The sequence below is a fragment of the Gordonia sp. 852002-10350_SCH5691597 genome (genome assembly GCF_001665715.1).
Lineage (GTDB): Bacteria > Actinomycetota > Actinomycetes > Mycobacteriales > Mycobacteriaceae > Gordonia > Gordonia sputi.
In genome coordinates, this window is the sequence record NZ_LZMO01000091.1 from 20,884 (window position 1) to 46,217 (window position 25,334).

Annotated in this window: 28 protein-coding genes and 1 tRNA gene; 7 read left to right on the top strand and 22 right to left on the bottom strand. The window is 67.6% G+C overall.

Features of this window, described 5'->3' with window-relative positions; all coding sequences use genetic code 11:
• Positions 1 to 31 precede the first annotated feature (31 nt).
• From A5777_RS06745 to A5777_RS06760, 4 genes are all read left to right on the top strand, one after another.
• On the top strand, positions 32 to 541 hold the full coding sequence (locus A5777_RS06745) for a nitroreductase/quinone reductase family protein (protein WP_005207782.1): 510 nt from the start codon (positions 32 to 34) through the stop codon (positions 539 to 541).
• Positions 542 to 595: 54 nt separating this feature from the next.
• Positions 596 to 1,414 (top strand): mycolate reductase, encoded by an 819-nt coding sequence (gene cmrA / locus A5777_RS06750; protein ID WP_005207783.1) that lies wholly within the window; start codon positions 596 to 598, stop codon positions 1,412 to 1,414.
• 7 nt (positions 1,415 to 1,421) lie between these two features.
• Positions 1,422 to 1,997: a peptide deformylase gene (gene def / locus A5777_RS06755; protein WP_005207784.1), complete on the top strand. Its 576-nt coding sequence runs from the start codon at positions 1,422 to 1,424 to the stop codon at positions 1,995 to 1,997.
• 130 nt (positions 1,998 to 2,127) lie between these two features.
• On the top strand, positions 2,128 to 2,778 hold the full coding sequence (locus A5777_RS06760; RefSeq protein ID WP_005207785.1) for a hypothetical protein: 651 nt from the start codon (positions 2,128 to 2,130) through the stop codon (positions 2,776 to 2,778).
• A gap of 25 nt (positions 2,779 to 2,803) precedes the next feature.
• Here the strand turns inward: A5777_RS06760 and A5777_RS06765 are convergent, their stop codons facing one another.
• Entirely contained in the window at positions 2,804 to 4,375 is a 1,572-nt protein-coding gene (locus tag A5777_RS06765; protein ID WP_064862092.1) for a helicase HerA-like domain-containing protein, read from the bottom strand.
• Between the two features lie 114 nt (positions 4,376 to 4,489).
• On the opposite strand from A5777_RS06765, the gene orn reads away from it, so the two are divergent.
• A complete protein-coding gene (gene orn, locus A5777_RS06770; protein WP_005207787.1) occupies positions 4,490 to 5,089 on the top strand; it encodes an oligoribonuclease in 600 nt (199 codons plus the stop codon).
• A 104-nt stretch (positions 5,090 to 5,193) separates the two neighbouring features.
• Positions 5,194 to 5,269: transfer RNA gene (locus A5777_RS06775), tRNA-His, on the top strand.
• On the opposite strand, the gene A5777_RS06780 is transcribed toward A5777_RS06775, so the two are convergent.
• The 9 genes from A5777_RS06780 to A5777_RS06820 all read right to left on the bottom strand — a co-directional run bounded on the left by A5777_RS06780 (position 5,262) and on the right by A5777_RS06820 (position 14,289).
• Positions 5,262 to 6,941, bottom strand: a complete 1,680-nt coding sequence (locus A5777_RS06780) for a recombinase family protein (protein ID WP_064862074.1) — start codon at positions 6,939 to 6,941, stop codon at positions 5,262 to 5,264. The genes A5777_RS06775 and A5777_RS06780 overlap by 8 nt on opposite strands.
• Before the next feature lie 176 nt (positions 6,942 to 7,117).
• Positions 7,118 to 7,324, bottom strand: coding sequence for a hypothetical protein (locus A5777_RS06785; RefSeq protein ID WP_064862075.1), 207 nt, complete (start codon positions 7,322 to 7,324; stop codon positions 7,118 to 7,120).
• A gap of 3 nt (positions 7,325 to 7,327) precedes the next feature.
• The gene (locus tag A5777_RS06790; RefSeq protein WP_231894972.1) at positions 7,328 to 7,891 is read right to left on the bottom strand and encodes a hypothetical protein; all 564 of its coding nucleotides are present in this window, start codon (positions 7,889 to 7,891) and stop codon (positions 7,328 to 7,330) included.
• A gap of 11 nt (positions 7,892 to 7,902) precedes the next feature.
• Positions 7,903 to 8,343, bottom strand: coding sequence for a single-stranded DNA-binding protein (locus A5777_RS06795; RefSeq protein WP_064862093.1), 441 nt, complete (start codon positions 8,341 to 8,343; stop codon positions 7,903 to 7,905).
• Positions 8,344 to 8,431: 88 nt separating this feature from the next.
• A complete protein-coding gene (locus tag A5777_RS06800; RefSeq protein WP_156529297.1) occupies positions 8,432 to 10,207 on the bottom strand; it encodes a TraM recognition domain-containing protein in 1,776 nt (591 codons plus the stop codon).
• A complete protein-coding gene (locus A5777_RS06805; RefSeq protein WP_064862077.1) occupies positions 10,204 to 10,752 on the bottom strand; it encodes a hypothetical protein in 549 nt (182 codons plus the stop codon). The genes A5777_RS06800 and A5777_RS06805 overlap by 4 nt, the downstream gene beginning before the upstream one ends.
• A 480-nt stretch (positions 10,753 to 11,232) precedes the next feature.
• Complete coding sequence (locus A5777_RS06810) at positions 11,233 to 11,595, bottom strand: hypothetical protein (RefSeq protein ID WP_064862078.1); 363 nt, start codon at positions 11,593 to 11,595, stop codon at positions 11,233 to 11,235.
• Between the two features lie 364 nt (positions 11,596 to 11,959).
• Positions 11,960 to 13,462 carry a hypothetical protein gene (locus A5777_RS06815; RefSeq protein WP_064862079.1) on the bottom strand — a complete coding sequence of 501 codons (1,503 nt, stop codon included), beginning with the start codon at positions 13,460 to 13,462 and terminating at the stop codon, positions 11,960 to 11,962.
• A complete protein-coding gene (locus A5777_RS06820; protein ID WP_064862080.1) occupies positions 13,459 to 14,289 on the bottom strand; it encodes a hypothetical protein in 831 nt (276 codons plus the stop codon). The genes A5777_RS06815 and A5777_RS06820 overlap by 4 nt, the downstream gene beginning before the upstream one ends.
• Before the next feature lie 88 nt (positions 14,290 to 14,377).
• Between A5777_RS06820 and A5777_RS06825 the strand changes: the two genes are divergently transcribed.
• Positions 14,378 to 15,157 (top strand): hypothetical protein, encoded by a 780-nt coding sequence (locus A5777_RS06825; protein ID WP_064862094.1) that lies wholly within the window; start codon positions 14,378 to 14,380, stop codon positions 15,155 to 15,157.
• Between the two features lie 23 nt (positions 15,158 to 15,180).
• On the opposite strand, the gene A5777_RS06830 is transcribed toward A5777_RS06825, so the two are convergent.
• The 12 genes from A5777_RS06830 to A5777_RS06885 form a co-directional block, all read right to left on the bottom strand.
• Entirely contained in the window at positions 15,181 to 16,650 is a 1,470-nt protein-coding gene (locus A5777_RS06830; protein ID WP_064862081.1) for a PrgI family protein, read from the bottom strand.
• A 3-nt stretch (positions 16,651 to 16,653) separates the two neighbouring features.
• Complete coding sequence (locus A5777_RS06835) at positions 16,654 to 18,027, bottom strand: hypothetical protein (RefSeq protein WP_064862095.1); 1,374 nt, start codon at positions 18,025 to 18,027, stop codon at positions 16,654 to 16,656.
• Positions 18,028 to 18,061: 34 nt separating this feature from the next.
• Positions 18,062 to 18,382: a DUF6112 family protein gene (locus A5777_RS06840; RefSeq protein ID WP_055345284.1), complete on the bottom strand. Its 321-nt coding sequence runs from the start codon at positions 18,380 to 18,382 to the stop codon at positions 18,062 to 18,064.
• A gap of 147 nt (positions 18,383 to 18,529) precedes the next feature.
• Positions 18,530 to 18,796, bottom strand: coding sequence for a DUF6112 family protein (locus A5777_RS06845; RefSeq protein ID WP_055345285.1), 267 nt, complete (start codon positions 18,794 to 18,796; stop codon positions 18,530 to 18,532).
• A gap of 6 nt (positions 18,797 to 18,802) precedes the next feature.
• On the bottom strand, positions 18,803 to 20,413 hold the full coding sequence (locus tag A5777_RS06850; protein ID WP_064862082.1) for a M23 family metallopeptidase: 1,611 nt from the start codon (positions 20,411 to 20,413) through the stop codon (positions 18,803 to 18,805).
• Positions 20,414 to 20,426: 13 nt separating this feature from the next.
• Positions 20,427 to 21,077 (bottom strand): hypothetical protein, encoded by a 651-nt coding sequence (locus A5777_RS06855; protein WP_064862083.1) that lies wholly within the window; start codon positions 21,075 to 21,077, stop codon positions 20,427 to 20,429.
• 73 nt (positions 21,078 to 21,150) lie between these two features.
• Positions 21,151 to 22,149 carry a ParB N-terminal domain-containing protein gene (locus tag A5777_RS06860; RefSeq protein WP_064862084.1) on the bottom strand — a complete coding sequence of 333 codons (999 nt, stop codon included), beginning with the start codon at positions 22,147 to 22,149 and terminating at the stop codon, positions 21,151 to 21,153.
• A complete protein-coding gene (locus A5777_RS06865; RefSeq protein ID WP_064862096.1) occupies positions 22,146 to 23,039 on the bottom strand; it encodes a hypothetical protein in 894 nt (297 codons plus the stop codon). The genes A5777_RS06860 and A5777_RS06865 overlap by 4 nt, the downstream gene beginning before the upstream one ends.
• A 93-nt stretch (positions 23,040 to 23,132) precedes the next feature.
• Positions 23,133 to 23,537, bottom strand: coding sequence for a hypothetical protein (locus A5777_RS06870; protein WP_064862085.1), 405 nt, complete (start codon positions 23,535 to 23,537; stop codon positions 23,133 to 23,135).
• The gene (locus tag A5777_RS06875; RefSeq protein ID WP_064862086.1) at positions 23,534 to 24,172 is read right to left on the bottom strand and encodes a DUF2637 domain-containing protein; all 639 of its coding nucleotides are present in this window, start codon (positions 24,170 to 24,172) and stop codon (positions 23,534 to 23,536) included. Before A5777_RS06875 ends, A5777_RS06870 begins: the two co-directional genes overlap by 4 nt.
• Before the next feature lie 32 nt (positions 24,173 to 24,204).
• Positions 24,205 to 25,137, bottom strand: a complete 933-nt coding sequence (locus A5777_RS06880) for a bifunctional DNA primase/polymerase (protein ID WP_064862087.1) — start codon at positions 25,135 to 25,137, stop codon at positions 24,205 to 24,207.
• On the bottom strand, positions 25,137 to 25,334 hold a 198-nt coding region (locus A5777_RS06885), incomplete at its 5' end, for a hypothetical protein (RefSeq protein WP_442903021.1). The genes A5777_RS06880 and A5777_RS06885, both read right to left, overlap by 1 nt.

Below are 25,334 nucleotides of genomic sequence, written 5' to 3' on the forward strand. Positions count from 1 at the left end.
GGGTCGCACGTCCGTCGATCGAAGGAGTGGCATGGCGTCTCCGTTTGCCGAGCGGCGTTGGGGCTCGACGTCGAGTCCACTGCGCGGCCCGATGACCGCTCTCGCGAAGACGAGCGTCGGCTCGTGGGTGGTGCGTCGATCGGCCGGTGTCGACCGGCGTGTCCTGCATGCCTCGAAGGGGCGGTTCACCGTACTGGGGCCGATCGGGGCTCCCACGCTGCTGTTGACGACCACCGGCGCAAAGTCCGGGCTGTCGCGGACATCGCCGCTGCTCTACGCCCGCGAGGGCGACGACATCTTCGTCGTCGGGTCCAATTTCGGCCAGGAACGCCATCCCGCCTGGACGGCCAATCTCCTCGCCAACCCCGCCTGCACGGTCAACACGGCAGGCGTCGAGGTCGACGCCGTCGCGACGCTTCTCGACGGCCCCGAGCGCGAGCGGATCTACCGCCTCTTCGAGAGCGACGTCACCGACGTGTACTCGGTCTACCGCGATCGCACCGATCGCGAGATCAGGGTGTTCCGGCTCTCGGCGAGCTGACCAGCGCACAGCCACGCGACCGGTTCGCGATCGAGCCACGCCGGCGGCGCTACCATGACCGCCATGCCCATTGCGTCTCCCGTCGTGTCCGCACGCGCCGTCGTCACCGGCGCGTCCTCCGGAATCGGAATGGAACTCGCCCGCGAACTCGCCAGTCGCGGGCACTCACTGATCGTCGTGGCGCGTCGCGGGGACATCCTCGAAGAGCTCGCAGTCGAGCTGCGCACGCAACACGACGTGCAGGTCGAGGTACGACCGAGCGACCTGTCGGATCCGACTGCCGTCGAGATCCTCTCCGCAGAACTCGCCCAGCGTGAGGTCTCGGTGCTCTGCAACAACGCGGGCATCGCCACGTTCGGTCCGGTCGCCGAGCTCGATGCCGACTACGAGCGCGCCCAGGTCCGGCTCAACGTCAACGCCGTGCATGACCTGACCCTCGCGGTGCTCCCCCAGATGGTTGCTCGCGGCTCGGGCGGCATCCTCATGGTCGGTTCGGCAGCTGGCAACATGCCGATCCCCAACAACGCCACCTACGCGGCGTCGAAAGCCTTCGTGAACACTTTCAGCGAGTCGCTGCGTGGCGAGGTCGGCGGTTCGGGTGTCCACGTCACCCTGCTCGCGCCAGGACCTGTCCGTACTCAGACACCGGACCCCGAGGACGCGTCGATCGTCGACAAGATGGTGCCCGGCTTTCTGTGGCACGACAGCGCGGAGGTAGCCAAGATGAGCCTGGATGCGTTGGAGCACAACAAGATGCGCGTTGTGCCCGGAACGCTGTCGAAGGCAATGTCGGTCGCGGGCGGCTACAGTCCGCGGGCGCTCGTCGCTCCCATCGTCGGCACGTTCTACAAGCGACTCGGGCCAGAGTCCTAGGAACCCGATGCCACTCGAAGAATTGCTCCGCATCGGTACGCCGCGCCCGATCGTGCGGTGGGGCGACCCTGTCCTGCATACGCCTGCCCGTCCGGTGACCGACTTCGACGACCAGCTGCAGCATCTGATCGCCGACATGTTCGCCACCAATACCGCGGCACCGGGTGCGGGTCTTGCCGCGGCCCAGATCGGCGTCGACCTCGCGGTATTCGTGTACGACTGCGGCGACGAGACAGGCAGGCGACGTACGGGCGTGATCTGCAATCCCGAGCTCGAACTCCCCGAGGGCCGCGACAGGGAACTCGCGACGCTGGGCGAGGGATGTCTTTCGCTGCCGGGTGCCCATGAGGATCTCGCCCGTCCGAAGGTCGCGACGTGTCGAGGCGTCGACCAATTCGGCCAACCGGTCACCGTGACAGCGGGCGGGATACTCGGCCGCTGTCTACAGCACGAGACCGACCACACGCGCGGCATGGTGTTCGGCGATCGCTTGACCGCCAAGGCTCGCAAACGACTCTTCCGCGACGCCGATGAGGTTGCCGATCGGTACCCCGACGATTGGCCCGTGTCGCCAATGGTGTGACCCGGCTCGCGATGACCGGCTCTGCCCTTCACCGGGACAAATCGAGAATCTGATAGTTAGCCAAATCACACAGTGCTAGTTTCTGAGAACTTACTCACAGGTAGGTGCTGGCTCGTTCTCAGGAGGTCTCATGCGTCGCTTCACCCGTCTACGTCGGACAGTCATCACGGCCGCAACGCTATCCGCAACTGCCGCAGCCGTTTTCGCCACTTCCGTACACGCGGAGGCGGCCCCTTCGCTCTACATCAACCACAAGCACACCACGGTGACCACTCACCTCAAGAATCTCGGCGTCGACGTGGTCTTCACAACCACAGAGCGGACGAAGGCCGAGTCGATGCCACCGTTCGCACTGGAATCCACGATCCAGTCGGCGCAGACACGTGCCGCGTGGAGACTGGCCGACCTACGTGTAGCAACGCTGCAAATCAAGATGATTCCCGACGGACCAGCGACCGGAAACGCCACGCCGACGGGCCAGGGACCGATGGACGTCAAGGTCACTCAGAAGCTCAACATTCAGATCCAGCGGATCGAACCGCTTGGGATCAAGGAGTTCAATCTCGTCGGTGCTCCGTGTACGACAAGCACCCCCGCTGAACTGGTGCTGACCGGCCAGATCCCCTTCTCCGAGGACGAGGGCACCGATTTCTTCGCACCCCTCACCCTCAAGGGCGACCTGACGATCCCACCGCTGGCAGGCTGCGGCGCGCTCACACCGCTGCTCAATCCCATCGCATCCGGCCCGGGCAATGCGGTGACGGTCCAACTAGACCTGTAGCACTCAACGGTGCCGGGCGTCGTCCTCAACGCCGACGACGCCCGGTACCGAAGATCGCTCGACTGAACTCGCGGCCCGCCTGGCCGGCAGCGTTGCGCAAGAATCTCTGCATCGGCTCGCTCGTCAGGATTTCGGTGATCATGCCGGGCTCTTCGGGCACAGGAGCAGGTACAGGTGCCGGGGTCGGCGCAGGCGCCTGCGCGGGCGGCGTCGGTGCCGGAGCGTCGGGCGACTCACCGGGCGAGAGCATCTTCGCGGCGAGCATTTCGTAGGCCGACTTGTTGTCGATGGCCGTGCCGTAGGTGTGGTAGAGCGGACTCGCTTTCGCTGCGGCCGTGATATCTGCTGCCGCAACAGCTTCCATCGACGACCGGGGCGCTCGAATGACCGTCCACGCGACCGGCGTCGGCGCACCTTTCTCCGACAGCACGGTCACGATCGCCTCGCCGGTCCCGAGTGACGTCAGCGCCTGATCGAGCTTGTAGACGTCCGATACCGGGTAGGTCTTGACTGTCTTGCTGAGCGCCTTCTGATCGTCGGGGGTGAATGCGCGCAGCGCGTGCTGGACTCGGGCGCCCAATTGGGACAGCACATCGTTGGGAATGTCGGTCGGCAACTGCGAACAGAAGAACACGCCGACGCCCTTGGACCGGATCAACTTGACCGTCTGCACCACCTGCGCGATAAAGGCTTTCGACGCGTCGTTGAACAGCAGATGCGACTCGTCGAAGATGAAGACCAGCTTGGGTTTGTCGACGTCGCCGACCTCGGGGAGGGACTCGAACAGTTCCGCCAGTATCCACATGAGGAACGTGGAGAACAGGACCGGATTGGCGGCTTGATCGCCCAACTCGAAGAGAGTGATGATGCCGCGGCCGTCCGGAGCGAGCCGCAGCAGATCCTGCGGATTGAGTTCCGGCTCACCGAAGAACGTATCGCCGCCTGCCGCTTCGAGATTCGTCAGTGCGCGCAGGATGACTCCGGCGGTCTGCGTCGAAACCCCACCGATCGCCTTGAGTTCTGGCTTACCCTCATCGCTGGTCAGGTAGGCGATCACCGACCGGATGTCTTTGAGGTCGAGCAGGGCCAGGCCGTTCTTGTCTGCCCAATGGAAGATCAGTCCGAGCGTCGATTCCTGGGTGTCGTTGATCCCCAACACCTTACTGAGCAGAATCGGCCCGAACGCAGTGATCGTCGCACGCACCGGCACCCCGATCCCCTGCGATCCGAGCGACACGAACTCGACCGGATACGCCGTCGGCGACCAGTCGTCGCCGGTCTGCGCCGCGCGTGCGGTGATTCTGTCGTTGGACACCCCCTGCCGGCTCAGCCCCGACAGGTCGCCCTTGATGTCGGCCATCACGACCGGAACGCCATTGGCCGACAACTGTTCTGCGATGAGTTGCAAGGTCTTGGTCTTACCCGTGCCCGTCGCTCCGGCCACCAGCCCGTGACGGTTCATCATCGCCAGCGGGATACGAACCTTGGCCGTCGAGTCGACCTGGCCGTCGACAGATACCGTGCCGAGTTCAAGCGCTGTCGAAGCGAACTGGTAGCCCTGTGCGATCGTCTGGGCGGCCTGGGTGGGATCGGTCACGAACATGTCCTTCCGGCGGTTGGATTGCCCGAGCACGACAGTGGTCACAGCTCTGGCGGGTCGGTGCACTACAGCAAACAATAGCCGCGGATCGTCGCCCGCTAAGGTTGATGCGTGCAGGACAAACTGGTGTGGATCGATTGCGAAATGACCGGCCTCGATCTCGAGAAGGACAAACTGATCGAGATCGCCGCCCTGGTCACCGACAGTGACCTCAACATTCTGGGCGACGGCGTCGACGTGGTCATCCACGCCGACGACGCCGATCTCGACGCGATGCCCGACGTCGTGACCAAAATGCACGCCGACTCGGGACTGACCGACGAGGTTCGACGGTCTGCGATCACCGTCCCGGAAGCCGAGGCGATGGTCCTCGACTACATCCGCGCACACGTGACAACGTCGGGTGCGGTCCCCCTCGCAGGCAACTCGATCGCCACCGACCGAGGTTTCATCGCCCGGGACATGCCAGAACTCGACGCCTACCTGCACTACCGCATGGTTGACGTCAGCTCGATCAAAGAACTCACTCGACGCTGGTACCCGCGCGTCTACTTCAATCAGCCCGAGAAGGGCCTCGCGCACCGCGCCCTCGCCGACATCCGCGAGTCGATCCGTGAGCTCCGTTACTACCGAGCTGCGGCCTTTGTTCCCCAGCCCGGCCCCGACGTCGACACCCTCACGACGATCGTCAAAGACCTCGGGCCTGCCTGAAACACGCAGGTCAGTCAACCGATTGGAGTTCGGAGCGTCCGAACCGCTAGAGTATGACCTTGGCTCTGGGACCCAGTGTTCTTCCTGGTTTTCCGATGCCGATGGTGAGCGTAGTTCAGTTGGTAGAGCACCAGGTTGTGATCCTGGCTGTCGCGGGTTCGAGTCCCGTCGCTCACCCCAGATGGGTCAGGTTTGAACTTTCGACTAAGGGGCCACCCTTGGTCGGGGTTCCAACCTGGCCCTCTTTCTTTGCCTCGGCGGCCCAGGTCAGGGCGTCGGCCTGGAGGTCGGGGATGCTGAGCCCGTCGTAGGGGGTCCGGTAGCCGACCCGCACGTCGTTGTCTTCGTCGACGTAGATCGCCTTGAACAGTGCCTGATTGAGTAGCCGACGGTTCGCGTCGTCGGCGTGCTCGTAGATGTCGGCGGCGTTTGACAGTAACGTCAGCGAGTCGTTGAGGTTCGCCCGTGCGTCGGCGTAGTGGCCGTGGTGCGCGCTGATCCGGTGCTCGATGGTCTCCAGCGACGCGGTGATTCGGTCCTGCTCCCTCTTGAGGAGGTCGAGCGGGATGGCTCCGGCGTAGTGGGCTTGGAGCAGCTTCTGCTGCTCGCCTTCGAGCTGAGTTCTTCGGTTCGCGAGGTCGGCGAGTTCGGCGGCTCCCTCGGACATCATCTCGTCGAACCTGGCATGGAGCATCGCCGAGAGCGCCTGCGTGGTTTCGGAGTCGATCTGGACCCGTGCGTAGAAGCGTTCGACGAGCCGTTCGACCTGCTCGATCAGCATCGCCTGCCGGGTGCAGTCGCCCCTGCCGCCATGTCGGCTCGCGCACACAAAGTAGGGGTAGATCGTGCCCTGGCTGCTCTTCGCGTTGCACACGATCAGACGCGAGCCGCACTGCCCGCAAAACAATGTGCCCTTCAAGTAGTGCTCATGCACTTGGGTGGCGTCCGCCGCGGATCGGTGTGTGCCGAGCACGGTCTGCACCTGGTCCCACACTTCATTGGGGACGATGGCCTCGTGCACTCCGGCGTAGGTGACGCCCTGGTAGCGCACGCTGCCTTTGTAGTAGGGGTTCGTCAGCATCCGGTGCACCGACGACTTCGCGATGGGCCGGGATGGCCGTCGTGGTGTCGCGGCGCTGGTCAGCCCGCGCGCCACCAGCTCATGGTGGATCTGGCTGGTCGTCCAGTCTCCGGATGCGAACACCTGGAACGCCCACCGGACCAGTCGCGCTCGTTCCTCGTCGATCTCGACGGTGCGCATCTCCCGACCGAAGTCATCGCGCACGCCGACGTTGCGGTAGCCAATGGGTGCCTTCGTCACGGTGCCGCCCTGCGCGGCCTTCTGCGACAGGCCCTTGACCACCTCGGTAGCGAGGTTCCGCGAGTAGAACTCGGCGATCGAGGACATGATCCCGTGCAGCAGCATCCCCGACGGGGTCTCGTCGATGTTCTCCGTGGCCGAAACCAGGGTGACTCCGGCGTCCTTGAGTGCGAGGTGGATGGTCACGTCATCGGCACGGTTCCGGGCGAGCCGGTCGACCTTGTGGACGATGCAGTAGTTCGTCTTGTGCTTGGCGACGTACTGAATCATCCGCATCAGTTCGGGCCGGTCGGCCTTACGTGCGGACTCCCCCGCGTCGACGAACTCCTCGATGACCGTTGCACCGAGTTGGTCGGCCTTGCGCTGGTTCGCCTCGCGCTGCGCAGGAATCGAGAAGCCCTCCGCCTGGCCGCCCTTCTCCGCCTGCTCCTTCGTAGAGACCCGCAGGTAGGAGACGGCTACCGATCCGGGGAACGGGGTCGGCGCTACGAGGCTGTCTATCGCGGTTCGATCCGCGTCGATGATTGTCATGGCTCTTCTCCACAGTCACTGGTCCTGCCGACGCGGACTTGTGACGGCGGATGTTGATCGTGAGAAGAGCCCGAAGGCTGTAGGACTAGGCCGAGTCGGCCACGTTTACTTTGCCTCGCCGAGGTGGCGAAGCGCTAGGACCACAACATCCGCCATCCGCGACGGATGCCTACATTCTACGACGATATGTTCGCCGTGGCACGAGGGCGCTTCGGTCGAGTAGCACCTTCCGAGCGGCACGAGCCCGACTGCTGGAGCGCCAGGCGGATCAGCAACTCGCAGAGCTTGTCCAGGTCAGGCGGTTCGTGGAACTCGGCGCGGATCGTCAGGTCACGCTCGCTCTGCTGACGCTGCCCAGTCTTCCGTTCATAGCTGCGCGCCACGATTCACACCTCACCGGTCTCCGGGTCAGCACCGGCGAAGAAGGCGTCCTCCGCTTCCTGGCGCGCCGCCACAACGTCGAGAACGAACCGAACGAAGTCCTCATCGCGATCCGTGATCGGTGAGTCCTCGATCGATGGCGCGGGGTCTTCACCGGGCCAGCTCGTCTGGCGAGTCGGGCGGTCGCGGTCAAGCCGTGTACCGCAGGCCGCCACCCAATCACGAAGCCGGGCGCGGGCGTCGGCAAAGTCGCGGTGCCAGCCCAACGGCGCGGACCCGTTCTGCTCCGGGTCGTACGCGCAGAGCCAGTGCAGGTGCAGTGCGGACAGCTCCCAGAGGAGTTCGGGGTGACGGTGCCAGTAGGGCGGCACGACGCTGGCCGGAAGTCCGTAGGTGTGGCGGAGCCAGTCCACCCAGCGGTTGAGTTCGAGCAGCTCGGCTTCGAGATCGTTGGCCGTGAGCAGGTTCCAGTTGACCGGGTGCGGCGGCTCGGGCGTGTCGAATCCAGGTGATGTCGAGCCTGACTCGGGCGGCAGGTCGTCGTGTTCAGGGGGGAACTGATCGGTCATGGCGGGTTCACTCACATCCCGATTGCGGTGGCGTTTGACGGGGCGGTCGGCTGAGGAGCCGTGAAGGCTGCGGCGTCTCGACCGGAGGCGGCCCGTTCGGTGCGGTCCACCTCGTAGCGGGTTCGGGCCAGGTCGTGACCGATGCGGGTTGCGATGAACTCCTCGCCTTCGTAGCGCTGGCCGCCTCGTTCGTAGGAGTAGTCGCGCACCCGTCCGTCGGCGATGATGTTGTCGCCCTTGGCGAGCCGCTCGGCACCCTGCTCGGCGGCACCTCGATACGCGATGAGGTCGTGGAAGGTCGTCTCCAACTGCGTGAAGGTGTTGTCGGGCTCCTTGCGGTAGTGCTCAATCCCGACCTTCATGTAGAGCCGCGCGTCGCCACGGTCGGTGTAGCTGAGCTGCGGGTCCGAGGCGACGAAGCCGGAGATGGACTGGTGGGTACGAATGGCCATGATGGCGTCCTCCTGAACTCGGGCGACCAACTACGTGTGGTCGCTCTGACAGGCAGGTGCACTTCCGCGCCCCGGCCGGCCGGTGCAGTCAGGGGGCGGGACGGCGCAGTAGTGCTTCGAGTTCGTCGCGATCGTTTCGGAGCTGCGTGGAGTCGGGCCGGGTTGGCCAGGCACGCAGGTCGGTGACGATGAGCGGCGCGGAGCGCAACATCGTGATGCCGGTCCCGAACGGCAGGGTGCGGATGCGGTCTGGCGGCAGGATCGGGACGCGGCGGATGGAGCGCTGGTTGGAGCGGGTGCCGTGGTCGCCGAAGGTCACGCTGTCGGTGTACTCGTCACGCTCGCCGATGAGTGTGGAGAGGTCTTGAAGGTCGCGGCTGTTCGACGCACCGCCAAGGATGATCTTCACGATGCTGGCGTCCCAGATCGCTCCGGCCTGGTGTTCGCTCCACCGGTCGCGGGCTTGGGCAAGTGACTGCAAGACCGGCATGGTCGTGATCCCAGTGCCGCCGCCTTCAGCCATGAGCGTCGGCAGTGACGGCAGCGGTGCGAGGTTCCCGATCTCGTCGAGCGCAAGCAGCAGCGGCGGGTCAAGACGCGCTCCCGGCGAGCGTGCGGCGAGCCGTCGGGCCGTCTCGATGAGGTCTTCGACGAATGCCGCGACCAGGGAGGCGGAGGCCCCTGCACCGGCACCGGTCGCGAGCAGGTAGAGGCTGCCCTGTTCGGTGAGGAACGTTTCGGGGTCGAAGTGCTCGTGCGGGCCGGGCGTGACGGCATCGAGCACGCGAGGGTCGGCCAGCGCGGCGAGTGCGAGGGAGACGCCTTGCCAGATGCTGTCGCGGGTCTTGGGGTCGGCGTCGATCATCGCGCCCAGGGAGTCGTCCCAACCCATCGCTGCATTCGGGTGGGAGTTGAGGATGGCGACGGCTTCGGATGCGGCGCTGGGGTCGAGGGTCCACCTGAACAGCTCAGCCGGTGCTCGGCCGTCGAGTGCGGCGGCGTGCAGCAGGCTCTGGAGTGCGGTGCGGGTCTTGCCTTCCCAGAACCCGCCGGATTCGACCCCGCCGGCGGATAGTCCGGTGGCGGCGGCGAGTCCGTTGGCGCGGATCATCGCAGTCAACGGGTCGTCGCAGCCACGGATGGGCGACCAGCGCAGCCCGGCGGGGATGCCTTCGGCGAGGTGTTGGGGGTCGAATACGGCGACCGGTCCGCCCTTGCGGCGTCGGGCGCGGAGGGTGGCGGTGAGGTTGTCTGGCCTGGTGCTGGTGGTGACCACGGCACCGGGTGCGTCGAGGATCGCGTTGATGACGACGTGCAGGCCCTTGCCGGAGCGGGGCGGGCCGATCAGCAGGATCGAGTCCTCGACCGACGCCCAGACCTTCGTGCCCCGGCTGGCCCCGATCAGGTAGCCGACATCCTGCGGCGTGGGTGACTCCAAGGAGGGCCGCAGCGTGGCCGCACGGTGGATCAGTGCTTTCGCGGATGCTGCGGTCTTGACCTCGTGTCTGGTCGCGATCCCGGCAAGTCGGTGCGGGTCGGTCTCCGTCTTCCGCGTGTGTCGGCGCAGCACGATCCAGACCCAGACGATCCCGGCGGCGAGTCCGCCGAGCATTCCAGCGCTGACGAGCCAGTAGATGACTGGGTTGAGTCCGTCGGCACCGAGCGCGGTCGCGGGATCGGCAGGGTTGAACAGCACGGCGAGGCCCGCCGCTGCGCCCGCTTCGGGCTGCGGTACGCCAGTCAAGAATGCTGTGGCGCTGCCGGCGGCGCGGAGGATGAGCGCGATCCCGAACATGCCGATCAGGCCGATGAGGGCGGCGTTGGTGAGTTCGTCGCCCATGCTGCCGGTCTGCCGCTGGTTCATGTCAGCCGCCGCACCGTGAGCGTGCCCGAGATACGTCCCAGCAGGATCACGTCATGCGAGTGTCCTTCGGGTAGGTCGTCGAGGTCGATGAGCGCGCGGGCCTCCCCGGTTCCAGTGGCGTCGGTGTGGGAGATGATCGTCGCGACGGCGACATCCTCGCCCGGTACGAACCCCTCCGCGGTGATCTCTATCAGACGTGGCATCTGTCGAGCGTGGCGACTCCGGCGGGTCTCCGGCACCCGACTCTCAGGCAAGGCCGCGGCGCGTCGGGGCTTGCGGGTGTGGAGGATGTCGGTGAAGACGCTCCCGTCGCTCTCACGCACTTCGACCCGGATCGCGATCGTGCGGTCCTTGGTGATGGCATCCATGAGCGATCCGAACGTCGCTCGCGTCCACGCGGTCTCCTCCGGCGACGGGAAGAGTCTTCCATCGACCGTGGCGGTGAGGGTTCCGTCTGCGGCGACGGTGATCAGGACCTGCGGTAACTCGACAGGAGTCTCGGTGTCGTCGGTCGGGTCGGGTCGTCGCGGGCCGGTGAGCTTCATCGGTGACCTATCTCTGTTACTACGGGTTCTTCTCGCCCGCTCATAACCGATAGGTGCGCCCTGTCCGCCCGGTTGCTGGGTTCGCGCGACTGTCTGAAAGTTCTTCGGGATTCCCGAAGGTTTCGGAGAATTCTCGAAGCATCGGTAGAACTCCCGAACTGGCACACCGATTGGCGTTGCGCCTATGCGGAGCGTGGCGATGACGGCCGTGCTGGCGTCGACACGGGATGCTGACGACTTTTGGCAGGAGTTGATCGATCAGTTCGCGTTGGCGCAGGCGTCGGCGGAGATCCGATCCACGCGACCGGCGGCGACGTCCGCCGCATCTGCGAGCTCTTCGGCGTCAGCATCGAGACCGCGCTGCATTGCTCCGCCACATTTCTCGATCTCCAGCCCACCCACGCACGTCGACGCCCCCCGCGCCCGGGCGTCGACGTGCCTGCTGGGAGATCGGCAACGCAGCAGAACGCTGGTCGCTGATCAGGAGAACGCGGTTCGTACCAGGTCGGCGATCTTGGCCAGAGTGGCATCATCGATCTCGTCAAGGAACCAGGCCGACGGGCGCAGCGTGCTGCCCGGCTCGCGCTCTACCGTGGCCTTCTCCGACAGCCCCAGCGACATCACCCCGTCATCGACACGGAAGAACACCAGCACCGGAGTGCTGCGCCCGACCGCATAGCCGGGCATTCCGTACCAGATGCGTGGCTTGAGCTTCGGCCCAGCACTCAGGATCGTCTCGTGCAGCCGCGCACCGATCGTCGCAAACGGTTCCGGGAATCCGGCGATCTTGTCCAGAACTGCCTGCAAGTCCTTCGCCGACTTGTCTGTCTTCGTCGTGGGCATGGTGGCCCGCCTTTCTCTCGCGCCGCATTCGCGGCATGGTGAACACAACCAACCCCCCTGTTGGGGGCTAGTTGCGCAATCTCCACCGCGGACGTGTCCTGACCATGGCCAGTCCTCTCCGCGAATGTGTCAGACGAGCACTTCGTCATCGACTGCGCGAGGGCACACACAGTGCCACCTCCCATGATATCAAGACCGACTCCCCGATCCCAGGCTCCTGTGAACGCCACCAAGGCCGCCTCCGGCGCCTCACCTCACACGTCGAGCTGGACTGGCACCGTGGTGCGGACGCACCTTCCCCGAAGATGCAACCTCCCTACCGCGAAGGGCTGCGGTCGATCCGCATCTTCGCGAGAGTCAAGCTTCAGGATTCTTGAACTTGCGGGGATCGATCTCCCGCTGCGCGGCTGCTGGTGTCGAACAGCGCGAGTTCGTCTGGGTGGAGCTGGTGTTGGCAAACGAAGCTCCTGGTCTTGATCCGCCACAGTCCTTGGCCGACGCCGAGGTTCGGCAGGAGCTGTTGCTCGGTGCCGGTCAGGCCGAGCGCTGAGGCAGTGGGGCCGAGTTGGTCGGACTCCTGCCGGTACACGATCCGCGTCTCGGCATTCGCGAGCAGTGAGTTGGCCAGGGAGCGCATGGCGGAGCCTTGGTCGCCGACGTTGTCGAGGTCGGTGAGTTTGTGGAAGATCAGCATGTTCGCGATCCCGTAGTGCCGGGCGAGTCGCCAGTGCGCATCCATCCGTCGCAGCAGCGCCGGGTGGGACATGAGCCGCCAGGCCTCGTCGTAGATCACCCAGCGCTGCCCGCCATTCGGGTCGAGCAGCGCGGACTCCATCCACGCCGACGAGCACGTCATCAACACTGAGATGAGTGTCGAGTTCTCGGTGACCCGTGAGAGGTCGAGGGAGATCATCGGCAATGACGGATCGAACGCGACCGTGGACGGGCCGTCGAACAGGCCGGCCAGGTCACCGGCGACGAGACGGCGCAGTGCGTGGCCGACGAGCCGGCCGTCCTCGGCCAGTCTGTCGTCGGCATCCGTGCTGGGGTTGAGGATGTGATCGACGACCATCGGCAGGATCGGCACCTCGTTCTCCCGCACCGTCTGGGTCAGGGCGATGTCGATCGCGGTGTGCTCCAACGGCGACAAGCCCCGCGCGAGCACGGTCTCGGCCAGAGCCCCGATCAGGTCACGCCGCCGGGACGCGACAGTCGAAGACCACTGCTCATCCGACAACCCGGTCGGCCGGTGGCCCTCGTCGAGTGGATTCAGGCGAGTGTTGAGGCCGTGGCCGAGCACAATGGCGCGTCCGCCGACGGCGTTGGCGACGGCGGTGTGTTCGCCCTTCGGGTCGCCGGGCACGTACACGCGTCGCCCGAACGGCAGCGACCGGGTGTAGAGAGACTTGGCCAGCGAGGACTTCCCGGAGCCGACGATCCCGGCCAGCACCACATTGGGTGCGGTGATGATCCCGCGTGCATAGAGCACCCACGGGTCGTAGACGAAGCTCCCGCCCGAGTACAGGTCCTGGCCGACGAACACGCCATCGGCACCGAGCCCGCCCTCGGCGACGAACGGGTACGCACCAGCCAGCGTCGCCGACGTGTCCTGATGCCGCGTCAGATGGAACCGACCCGGCGTGCGCAGCCGCGCAGCACCCGGCTCACCGGCCTTCGGCAGATACACCGTCGCGCGGCGCTCGGCGCGCTCCTCCTCGGCCTTCGCCTTCGCTGCGGCGAGCGCGGTCCGACGCTGCTCGGCGTGGAGCCTGGCCTCTGCCTTGCGGCGCTGCTTGCGGAGCTTCCGCCGCTCCTTCGACGGCGCCACCAGAACGGCGGTGTGCAGCCGCGCGCGATCCTCGGTCACAACACCAGCCCCCGCGCCTGCTTGACCGCCGTGATCTTCGCCGGCTCAAACCACGACCCATCCCGCTTCGCCGTCGGCAGATCGGTCCGCTCCGGCGCGCCCGGCGACGGATTCGACACCAGCAACTCCGGCCCACCCTGCACCGGAGAAGGTTCGATCTGTTCGGTATCCGGGCGCTCTGCCTCCGGTTCGGTGTAGCGGCGCAGCAACGAGACGTAGCCGACGTGCGGATTCACGACCAGCGCGTAGTCACCCGAGAGCGCCACCCGGTCGTTCGTGCCCTCGCCTGGCTCGTCATAGACGTACCCGTTCTCCAGCGCAGCCTGCGTGGTCTCATCGCCGTAGTCCCACTGCGCGAGGAAGTCCACCGCATCGACATGCCCCAGCTCGCCGAGGATGCGCAACGGCCGGTCGGCCTCCTCGCCCTGGAGGAAGACCACGCTGACCCACCGCGACGCCGTGGCCTCCTCGACAGCGGGCTCGGGGCGCCAGGCGATCCGCCCCGCAGCGATGAACCCTTCCGCGAGCCGGTCGTACGCCCGGTCGACGAGGCTCGCGGCCTGACGCAGCTCCTCCGCAGTGGCGAGCGCATCTCGCACTCCTGCCTCGTGATTGCCGTCGTCGTCGAATGCGTGCGCGGCCTTGCGCTCGTGAACATCGGCGATCTGGTCGAGCGCCTGCCGCAGCGAGCGCATCCCCGAGGACAGATCACCGATCACCCCGTACATCTCGGCGGGCTGATCGAACCCCCGGCTCGCGTGCGCGAGTCCGCGCAAGGCTTCGGACGCCTCGGCGGCGTCGGCAGTCGAATCGAAGAACGTGGGCATGGTGACCTCCTGGTGCCGTGTGATGGAGAGGTGCGCACCGGTCCCCGGTTCCCCGGTTGCTCGCGAGCTCGCTCGATACGATGGACTCGTGGGACGCATTCCGGGGTACTACGAGTGGGACGACGATGGCTTGACGCCCGGACGCAAGAAGGAGGGCGGGCTTCACCAGAACCTGTTCGATGCTGACGGCAGCTTGAAGGGAAGCGCTCGGTTCGTCCCTGCGGATGAGGTTGACCCCGATCCCGTCTATGTCACGGAGTACGTCACAGAGCGCGTCTACGTCCCGGCCGAGGAGAGGCGCCTGACGCCAGAACAGCAGGAACTCGCTGATCTCATCAGCGAGGTACTCCTCGCGTTCATGGCCAAGGGAATCGAGCGGGCCAAGCCACACGTCAAGAAGTGGTGGATGGAGTCAGTTCGTCCATTCGTAGGCGAGCAGCGCGCCCGGTTGTCACAGCGGCGTCCAAGACGCCCGCTGAAGGCAGACCGCGCTCTACTCGAATCTGACCACCTCCCCGATAGCTCCGATCAAGTCCCCGCTGAGAGCGCCGTGGCCGTCTCTCGCCCGAAGATGTCGAGCGCTGAAGCCCAAGCGCGGTATCTCGCAGCTAGGGCCGCGCGTGCATTCAGTGAGGAACAGCTGAGGATGGTTCGGGGCGCGGACATCATCGACGCGCAGAACGTCGCCGAGGTCGAAGCGAGGATTGCCGAACTGCCGCCCAGCGAGGTTCGGGAGTTGATGTCCAGGATGGTCACCGATCCTTCAATGCTCGGCGAAGAGACCCTGGCCGAGTTGGCTAGCGTGCTTGCGAGAGTCAGTCGCCCTGCCCAGGAAGAGCTCCGCCAGCTACCCCGAGAACGCGACTGAGTATCTCCGACGCCCTTTGGGCTCTACACCCGTCGGCAGAGCGGGAGCGCGGCGGCAGTGAACGCGGCGGCTTGCTGGCCGACGAGGAGCCGGGTTTCGCAGGATGCCTGGATTGCGGCCTGCTCAATCGCGGCGACAGCGGCGTCGAGTTCCTCGACGGTGGGCGCGGAGACTGCGATGAGGCCGGTGTAGCGGAGGATGCCGTGTCCGGCGGTGAGGTCGGCTTCTTGCTGGAGTACGTCGTGGTATTCGGCGGTCTGGGAGGCGTCCTCGATTTGGCCGATCTTCGCGCGTTGTGCCTGGTCGGAGATGTGCTCGACCTTCTTCTTGCGGATGTCGCGAGCAGCGGCATCGGACCGCATCGGGGTGCAGATCAACGAGAACGAACGTTGGATGCCGGTGGACAGCAGCACCGGCGACAGGAACCCCGGATAGACGAGCGACCGAGGCCACTCGCTGACCCAGAGCACGGCGTGGTGAGCGGAGTCGGTGCGCAGCTTGCCCCAGGTCTCCGTGACCGCAACCGGCCCCGCAGTCGCGAGGGACTGGCCGAGCCTTCCGTGGCGTTCCAGTGTGGCCGCGATCGCGGGGTCGTAGGCGGAGCGCAGCATCACCGCGATCTGCCCTGGGGTCAGCCATCCCGACGGCGAGAGGTCGGCGGAGCGCAGCGCTGCGACGAGGGTGTTCATCTCCTGCCGCAGCACGGCGGCAGCACCGCGCATCCCGCCTCCGGCGGTCCTGATCTGCCGGGCACTGGTCTTCATGTCCAGCGACAGCGAGAGCGTGGTGGCGTGGCGTTCGCCAGCGGGTCCGGCGCGGTCTATGAGTTCGGCGTAGGTGTCGGCCGCCCACGAGCCGTCTGGGGTGCCGTGGGTGGCCCACCATTCGGCCAGTCCGGTGCCAGAGTCCGGCAGAGTGCGCTCCAAGACCTGAAGAGTGGCGATCCGCCCGGAGCGGCAGACAGTGGCCAGCACGCGGCCCCAGGAGCTGACGCGGCGTTCCTGCTCGCCCGGGTCAAGGAGCACGAACGCGGGATGGGTGACCTCGCACACAACGGTCAACGTGGCGGCGTGGGGGTCATGGATCATCCCTGCGCTGGTGTCGGGGTCGGTGTATTCACGCAGGCGCGCCATGTCGCCGGGCAGTGCGAGGGTGCCGACGGGGCGCGGGACGACGATCCTGCGTCGGTACAGCAGTTGCCCGCCGGTAGTGCGCCACAGCCACCAGCAGGCGATGGGCAGCCACTCCACGATTGGCCGGCCTGCGATGGGTATCCAGGTCAGCGCGGCGGCGAGTACCCAGATGGGGGCGGTGTAGGCGAGCAGCATCCCGCCGCCGGCGTAGAACGCGCCGATGAGCGTGGCTCCGCCGATGGCGAGCGTGATGAGCTGGGTCAGCGACAGGCCGAGGAGGACACCGCGGCGGGTGAGGCGGGAGAACTTCACCGGCACGAGTTCGCCCGCGGTGGGCCGGTCGTGGTTCGTGCTGCTCATCGTCTACTCCTTCGGTGGGCGTGGCGCGGGCGGCGGGGGCTGCTTCGGCGGCGGTGACGGGTCGCTGCTCGGCGGTCGTAGTGCCGGGCTCGACGGCGGTGCCGCAGGCGATGCTGCGGGCGGTGGCGGTGTCTGCGCGGCGGCGTCGGCGGCATGCTCGCCCTGGGCCCCTAGCGCGGTTCCGGCCTTCGGCCCGGCGGTCGCGGCACCCTTGGCGACACTCGCCCCGACCACGACCCCGGCTGCCAGGGGACCGGCCGCGGCTGCACTGCCTCCGCTTGCCGCCGCTCCACCACCGGCGGCACCTCCGCCGCCCGCGGCGGGTGCCGGTGCCGGGGTCCTCGGCGGTGGCGGTGCGCCGCTTCCTCCACCGGAGCCTCCGCCCGCGTTCCCGCCGCTGCTGGTTCCGTCCAGCACCTTCTTCGGATCGCCGCCGCCTTGCGGCTTGCTCGGGACTGGGATCGGGCGGTTGAGGGCGCTCTTGGCATCCTGTTCGGAGCCGATCGCGTGGTACATGTCGAACCCGACGAACGCGATGAACTTGTACGTCAGGTACGGGGCGAACGCGGCCATCGCCATGAGCACGATCCCCGCGATGGGATCGCTGACCGAGGCGAGGTCGGCGTCGATCGGTGCGGAGACCTGGGTGATCGCGACGAGGAACATCACGACGAGCACGAGCTTGGAGCAGATCAGCGCGACGACGAACATCGCCCACTTCCCGATCCACCCCCGCGAGGCATCCCACGAGGCACCAGAGAAGGCGAGCGGGGCGAACACGACCGCGACCAGCAGGAGCGCTTTCCTGACGAGGAGGGACAGCCAGACGATCGCGGCGGCGGTGATCGCGAGGCCGGCCATGAAGATCGTGATGATCGCTCCCACGCCGGGAGCGGCGATGTTGATCCCGACCAGCCCTGCGGCGAGGAGGGCGATCTTGTCGCCCATCGACTCGGTGGTCTCCCCGGCGGCCTGCACGATCCCGATGCACAGCTGGTCGACGACTTCCAGCAGCAGCGCAGTGAGCGTGATGACCACGAACGACCCGAGCACGGACTTCGCCAGGCCGAGGGCGGCACGGGTGAGCGCGGTCGGGTCGCGGCGGATCAGGCCGGTGATGAGTTGGAGGCAGAAGAAGATCAGCATCACGAAGACCGCGATGCCGAACAGCAGGTTGTAGACGGCGATGTAGCCGGGCTTGGTGACATCCACGAGGGTTGTGGTGTCGAAGACCGACCAGACGGCCTCGAACAGCCACCCGGCGGCGGCACCCATCGCCTGGGCGAGCCAGTCGAACGGGGCCGCGACCAGAGAGGCGGCTCCTTCGCCGACGGCATCGCAGACCGAGGAGATCACGGGAACGTCGCACACGCCCATCACGAACACCAGCTCTCGACGACGACAGTCGGGGTCAGACGGACTGGCCGACGTTCCAGAAGAAGTTGATGAGCGTCACGCTCGCGCCGCAGATCACCGCCGCGCCGCAGGAGACGAGGACGCCGATCTTCCCGCGCGAGGCGAGGTGCGGATTCGACGAGTTCGCGCCGAAGCCCCACACGATCGCGGACACGATCAGCGCGAGCACGGACAAGATCAGGCCGATGGTCATCACCGCGCCGACGATGGTGCTCAGCTGGTTGATCCCCGGCAGGCCGTTGGTGTTGGGGTCGATGTTGATGTCCATCGGCACCAGCAGCGGCGCGGACATGACGGTGGCGAGCAGATCGAACACGGTAGGTCTCCTTGGCGACGGGCGGCCCGCCCACGAACTCGCAGACGGGATACACGCGACAGGTGCACCCATGCCCCCTCGGCGACGGAACAGCAATGCCCACGCCGGCGAGGACGTGGGCATTGGCAGGTTCGGAGGCGTTCGGCGTCAGAGTTGTTGGCCGAGGTTGAGGAGCCAGTTCATCCAGACCACGCCGCCTCCGGCGAGAACGGCGGCACCGACCGCGACGAGCACTCCGATTCGGCCTTTGCTGGCGGTGGCGTAGTTGCCGTGGGCCGTCGCGATGGCCCAGACGATGGCTGAGACGATCAGCATGAGGACGGCGACGATGAGGACGAACGTCAGGAGCGCGCCGACGACGGCGCGGAGGTCTCCGATGCCGCCGAGCCCGTCGAAGTCGGGGAAGACACCCATCGTCGATCACCCTGCCTTGACGGTGACGTGGAGGTGGTCGTAGTGGCCTCCCGTGATGGAGGCGGGGTCGTGCATCCCGCCGCCGTTGTAGGGTCGCCAGCCGTCGGCGTCGCGGGCGACGGACCAGATTTGGCCTTGCCAGATCAGGTACTCGATGCCGAGTACGTCGGCGTTGTCCTTCATCCAGTTGGTGACCTTCCAGCCGGCGTCGAGCTGGGCCGCGGTGGGTCGCTGGCCGATGCGGTTGCCGAAGGTGATGTCGCACGCTCTGCCGAGGGGATGCTCGGACTTGGTGCCGGGCCGGGGTGAGTAGCAGCCCCAGCCGGTGTCGGGGAATGCGGCGAGGGTCTGCTGGTAGAGGTGGAGCATGCGGGCGGTGATCTTGCCTGAGCTGGTGGGATCGTCGACGAGCCGGTCGGGGTCTCCATCGACACCGGTCGGCGTGCCCGCAGTGGCGGTGTTGCAGGCGGCGGGTGATCCGCTGGTCGCCGTTGGTAGGTTCGCGGCCCCGTGCTGGTTGAGCCAGGCGGCGGCGTCGATGGCCTCGCCGTTCGTGCCGCCGGGCCGGACCTCGAAGTGCAGATGTGCGCCGGTGCTCATGCCCGAGGAGCCGACATCGCCGATGTGCTGCCCGGCGCTCACGCGGTCTCCGGGACGGACGTGGATGCCGCTCTGCCACATGTGCGCGTACGCGGTCGCGACGGTCTTGCCGTCGATGGTGTGCTCGATGACGATGAGGCCGCCGTACCCGCCGGAGAACTCCGCGACGGTGACAGTGCCGTCCGCGGCGGCGAGGATCGGGGTGCCGTCGGGTGCGGCGAAGTCGGTGCCGGTGTGCATCTTCCGTTCGCCCGTGATCGGGTGCACCCGCATCCCGAACGGCGAGGTCAGCACCCAGGTGCCCTCGGGTAGCGGGAACACCACCCGCGACGACGAGACTGCCGGGCCGCCCACGCCAACCGGAGCGCTGACTCCGCTGGTGAGGGCGGCGAGGATGCTGTCGGCGACGGGCGCGTAGTTGCGGTATCGGTCGGGGTAGGCGGAGACTTCGACGGCTTGGGCGGCTTCGCCGGGGTCCATCTGTTGCCAGCCGGGGATGTCGAGCAGGCCGCGCGGCGAGGGGTAGTTCGGTCCTGTCGGCCCGCCGAAGAACGCCCGCGCCTGATAGTTCGGGTCCATCAACTCTGCGACAGTGCCCCACCCGGATTGTGGGCGCATCTGGAACAGGCCGAGGGAGTCGTGGTCGCCGCCGTTGCCGTCGTTCGGGTAGTTCGCCGACTCGGGGTAGGCGCCGGTGTTGGTGAGCATCCGCAGCGTGGACTCGGTGAGCGCCGCCATCAGCGCGATCTTGGTTCCCGGGCGACCCACGTCGGTGATGCCGTTGCCGACCGTGATGATCGTGGCCGCGTGCGTGAGCTGCCGGCGATTCAGCGTGAAGGTCTCGCCGTTCGCGGTGGTCACGGTGAGCGAGTCCGGGATCGGGCCAAGATTCACGGTCCCGGCGGGGATGGCGCAGTAGGCGGCAGCGGGGTTCATCAGCACCCCGACCCCGAGGAGCGCTGCGGCAGGGGCGAAGAACAGCAGCGCCAGAGCTGCGATGGCGGCTTTGCGGAACACGACGCCAACCCCTTCAACGCAGCGGGTTGTCGAGCTGCGACAGCCGCAACAGGTGGCACGTCGGATAGGTCGGTGCGCAGACGACGAACACGGTGAACGCGACCGGATGCTCGCTGGTCACCGGCTGCCCGTTCCAGACCCCGGCACGCTGCCGGGTGCCCTCGATCGTGACGGCCGTCGTTCCTGCCGCGAGCTGTCCCGGCTGGGCCTGCGCTACCGCGTCGGCCCAGGCGTCCGGGACGTACGCGGTGTCGATGGTGAGGTGCTGGCGGGTGGCGTACTGCCGCAGCTCGATCCATGCGTCACGGGTCGGCAAGTACGCGGCCACGTCGGAGGCCAGCCCCGCCTGTTCGTCCCCGCTGGGGTCACCGACCGCGAGGATCGCCGAGGTGTAGTCCAGCGGCCACAGCCCCGAAGCCGTGTCCCACGCGAACAGCGTGGACGCGACACCTTGCGCGAAAGTCTCAGGATCGGCAGAACGCGGAACCGCTGGAACCCGCGGCGGCCGAGGCGTGCTCGGAGCCACCGGCGGCGGTGCCGTCGCGACCGGGCTGGGCTCCGAGTCGGGATCGGTGCTGGTGCTGGTGCGTGGGCCGGCGAGCAGTCCGTAGACGCCGACACCTGCGAGGAGCAGCAGGACGATGCCGGCGGCGATGAGGGCCACGAGGCGGCGGCGGTTCCGAGGACCGGTGGGTGCTCATGCCGAGCAGGTGCACACCCGCCACCCACCCCAGCGGTCAGAGCGCGCGGAGGCGTGGCCGCTCCGTCGCGCCTTCGCGGGCGGATCGGAGTGCGTCGGCGAACCGGACGGTGCCGGCGGCGGTCGCGAGGAAGTCCTCGAACTGCTCGTCGGTCAGCTCACCTGCGAGAGCGTCGGCGTCGTAGTGGGTCCACCAGTCGGCCAGCTCACCCCAGGTCTGCACGAACGCGCGCAGCGGGTAGCGGACGGGTTGCCCGTCACCGGTGACGAGCGGCAGTGGTCGCGGTGGGGTGCGCTTGCCCTTCTTGAGCGACTTCGCCTGGGCCACGGCTGCTTCGGCACGGGCATGCAGCTCGGCCTCGCGCCGCTCCCGCGCGGTCGTGTCGGCATCGCGGATCGCCTGGTAGATCGGATGCACCGGGTCACCGGCCTCGATCCGTTCCAGCCCAGCGGCGGCCTCGGTGCGCAGAGTCTCGGGCTGGTTGGGGTTGTTGGCGACGTCTTCGAGGTAGCCGATCTTCTCCAGCGTCGTGTGCGAGGCACCGCCGGGAATCATGGCCGCTGCTTGCTCCCGAGCATCGCCGAGAGCGCTTGACGGTCCCGCAAATTTTGCGGGACCGTCGTTTCCCGGCTGGTTCTCAGCACTGAACTGGGTCGCGGACTTCCGTCGGGCGGCGTCCTCGGCCATGACCTGCTTGATCTCGCGGTAGAGGCCGGCGGCTTCGAGCTGGGTGTAGGGCTTGTGGAGCATGTTGTCGTCCTGCTCGGCGAGGAGCTGCCCGAGCCGGTCGGAAAGGCCACTGCGAACCCAGACGTTGACTGTGCGCCAGCCGAGCTTCTTGATCGCGGCCAGGCGTCGTGCACCGCACACGAGCACGCCGTCGATGGTGATCGTGAGCGGTTGCAGCAGGCCGTCGCGCCCGATGGAGGCCGCGAGGGCGTCGATGTCGCCGAGGTCGGCGCGGTGCCGGGTGCCGACGAGGATCGACTCGACGGTGCGGTCGAGCTGGATGCTGCCGATCTGGGGCTCGGTCACGACGATTCACCGCCTCCACTACTCGGAGCGGCCAGAGCGAGCGCGAGGATCAGATCGTCGTCGCGGAGCAGCAGGTCGAGGGTCTCGCCCAGCAGGAGCCGGAGCAGGATCCCGCGACCGCTGCTGGTTGCGACGTAGGCCGGGTGCGGGTTCCCGAGTAGCGCTCTCAGCAGGGCGGCCCAGGAGCGGCGCGGGAGGTCGAGCAGTGCCCGCGCGTGCCGGTCGCGGCGAAGCGTCTCGTAGGCGGACTGGCGGGTGCCGGCCTTCATCAACGCTCCACAGATGTGCTCGACCGCGGCCCGTGCGGTGTCGGTCGGCCAGTCGAGCAGGCACAGCATCGCGATTGCGTCCTCGGCCGCCGACCCGGCGGACATGCACGCCTGCGCCGACCCGAGACTGTCGCGCGGCTCCGGTTCGAGGTCACTGGGACGCAGGTCGGTGGTGTGGAACGCGGGGTGGTAGTCGGCCAGTGCGGTATCGCGTTCGGAGAATCGTTCGGGGTCGTGGAACGCCGAGACGTGCGCGCGGCGGGCCTGGTGCACCGAGCAGAGCAGCCCTTGGGCGCGTTCCTCGTAGACGCAGGTGATCCGCACGGCGTGGGTGATGATCGCCCACGGGTCGTTGGCCTCGCGGGTCGAGCGGTTCTGCATCGCGTCGAACGCCGCCGTCACTGCTTCCCAGGTGTCGAGCTTGTGCTTCCTCGCCAGAGCGCGGTACTTGTCGGCGGCGAACTCCATCAGGTCGCGGGCTACCGGGTCGTGAACCCAGGCATCCTCGCCGCCCTCGGCGAGGCGGTTGAGCAGGGCGCGTAGGCCCTCGCCGGTGGTGAAGTCCTCAGCCCCGTCGGCCATCGGAGCGGTGTTCGTGCTGGTGCGGGTTGGTGTGGTCATGGTGTCGGCACCTCCTGGCAGGCAGGTGCGCACTCGCTCCCACGAGCGCGTCTCGCATGCCGATGCCTTCGCAGCCATGACCTGTCACCACCGTCAACTCATCGAGACCCCAGGGCGGGACATCTGCGACGCCGGTGCGGTGCTGCGTCCGAACGCCGAGATCGGCGGCAACCGCCGGGCACGATCCCCGAGACGACGAAAGCCTGCCCCAATCGGGGTGCGCGTGCGGCGTGCTAGCTCGGCCTGAAAGTCGAGGCCACGACCGGCCGCGTGCGCCGAGTGCCGGGCGATCAGGTCGGTGGGGCGCACCCACTCCACGCCCCGCCCGCGAACGATCGCGTGCTGCTTGTCGTCGCGGGCGACCTGCGCGGCCCGCACCGCTTCCGGCGTACTCGTCACCTCGACGGGCTCGGGGCGCTCCCGCGTCTCCTCGGACAGCAGCCGTGCCGGATCGGGCCTCGCGGGATCGATGTGCTGTGGGTTGTCGGTGGTGTTCATGGGGTGGTCTCCTCCCGCTCGGCGGCGGTGTCGGTGGTGTCAGTGAGGTGCGCGACGGCGAACCAGCGGCCCACGGTCGAGGGATGCACCCCGAGCTCGCGGGCGATCCGCTTGTTCGACCAGCCCGCCTCTCGCAGCTCCCACCCCATCGCGCGCCGATCCGCCACACCGTCATCGCGACCGGTGGTCTCCGGCTCGCCAGCGGGCAGCTCTGGCATGGACTCGACGGTGACGGCCCCGCTTGCGGCGGCGGCAGATTCGACGTCGGTGGTGCGGGTGAGGATCACGGTCAGGTGCGTGATGGCCAGCAGAACGACGGGCGGCACTGCGGCGACCGAGGCCGCGAGCATCCTTGGCACGTCGGCGTCTGCGGCGACGACGGCGTGAATGGCATTTGCCGTGACCGAGACGAGTGCGCCGCCGACCAGCAGCGCCCACGGGTACCAGGCCGAGCGTTGCCCGGCGAGGGCGACGACGGCGACCGTGGCGACGACGATGATGCCGTCCACGATCAGCGGCCACGCCCACGCCTGCCCAGCCCCGATCCCGGAGCGAGCGGCCAGATCGGCCAACGACGTGAACGATAGCCAGAACGCTCCGGCGGCGATGAACACCGTCCCCGCGGCCGCTGTCATCGCTGCCCAGCGCCGCCCGTCCGATTCTCGCCTCACAGCGCTGCCCTCCCGAAGGCTGCGGACGGTGGGCTCGCCGCGCGACCGAACCACCGCCCCGCGCTCCGGGTCTGGCCGCCTGCCGTGGCCTCGTGCGCGGGCTGGGTGGCTCGGTAGGCCGAGCGCACGGTCGTGGTGATCTCGCGATCGCCCAGACCCGCCGACTGCGCCGCAACACCCAAGGCATCGAGCGCGTCCGAGAGCGAGACGCCGTTCTCGGCGAGGCGGCAGGCGGCCCAGAACAGACCCCGGTTCCGCTCGCCCTCACCCCGTCCAGCGACCCAGGCCGCCAACCGCTCAGAATCCACATCCATCGAGCCGCTGCTCGCGCGTGGTGGAGCGACGGGACGCGGATCGATGAAGTCCCGCAGCCGGGCCGCATCCACGGTGCCGACCGAGTGAGCGGCGATGTCGGCGACCTCGTAGCGGCGGACGTTGCCGTCGATGATTCGCCGGGAAGGCGGAGCGATGATGTAGCCGCCGTCGCCCCGAAAATCGACACCCGCAGTGGCTGCCTGCCACGACCGCTGCTCCCGGCCAGGTGTTGCCGGGAAGTACACGTGCGCGCCACCGGTCGGTGTGCGCACCAGCAGCCCCGCCCCATCAAGGAACCCCTCTTGGGTGGCGCGCCGATATGCAGCGCGGCCATCGTGGGGGCCGTGGACATCGACATCGACGACGACCACGCCGGATGCCGCTCCTGTCGGGATGCCGATGTTCGCGCTCGGGGTGCGCGACCACCACGCCGCCACTCGTGCCGGGTCGCTGCTCGCGTCGAGGAACCCACGGCGGGTCAGCGGACGCTTCCCCTCGACGACGCACGGGAACACGGGCACGCCAGCCGCCGCAAGACTCCGCGCCGCCACCGCCAGGCTTGGGGAGCGATCCACGCGAATGAGCGCCGCCAGAACATCGAACGCCTCGGGCATCACAGCCCCCGCCCTGCCAGCGCCGGCGCCGGCACACCACGCGGACGATCCGCCTCCACCGCAGACGCAGCGGTGCGGGAGGTGCGCGGACTGGGGGTGTCGCGGTCGAGGCCGGGCGGGGTGCCGTCGCCGACCTGGAGCGTGTCGAGCTGGTCGAGGATCGCCAGTGCGGTCTTCCGCACCCGTTCGCCGGTGGC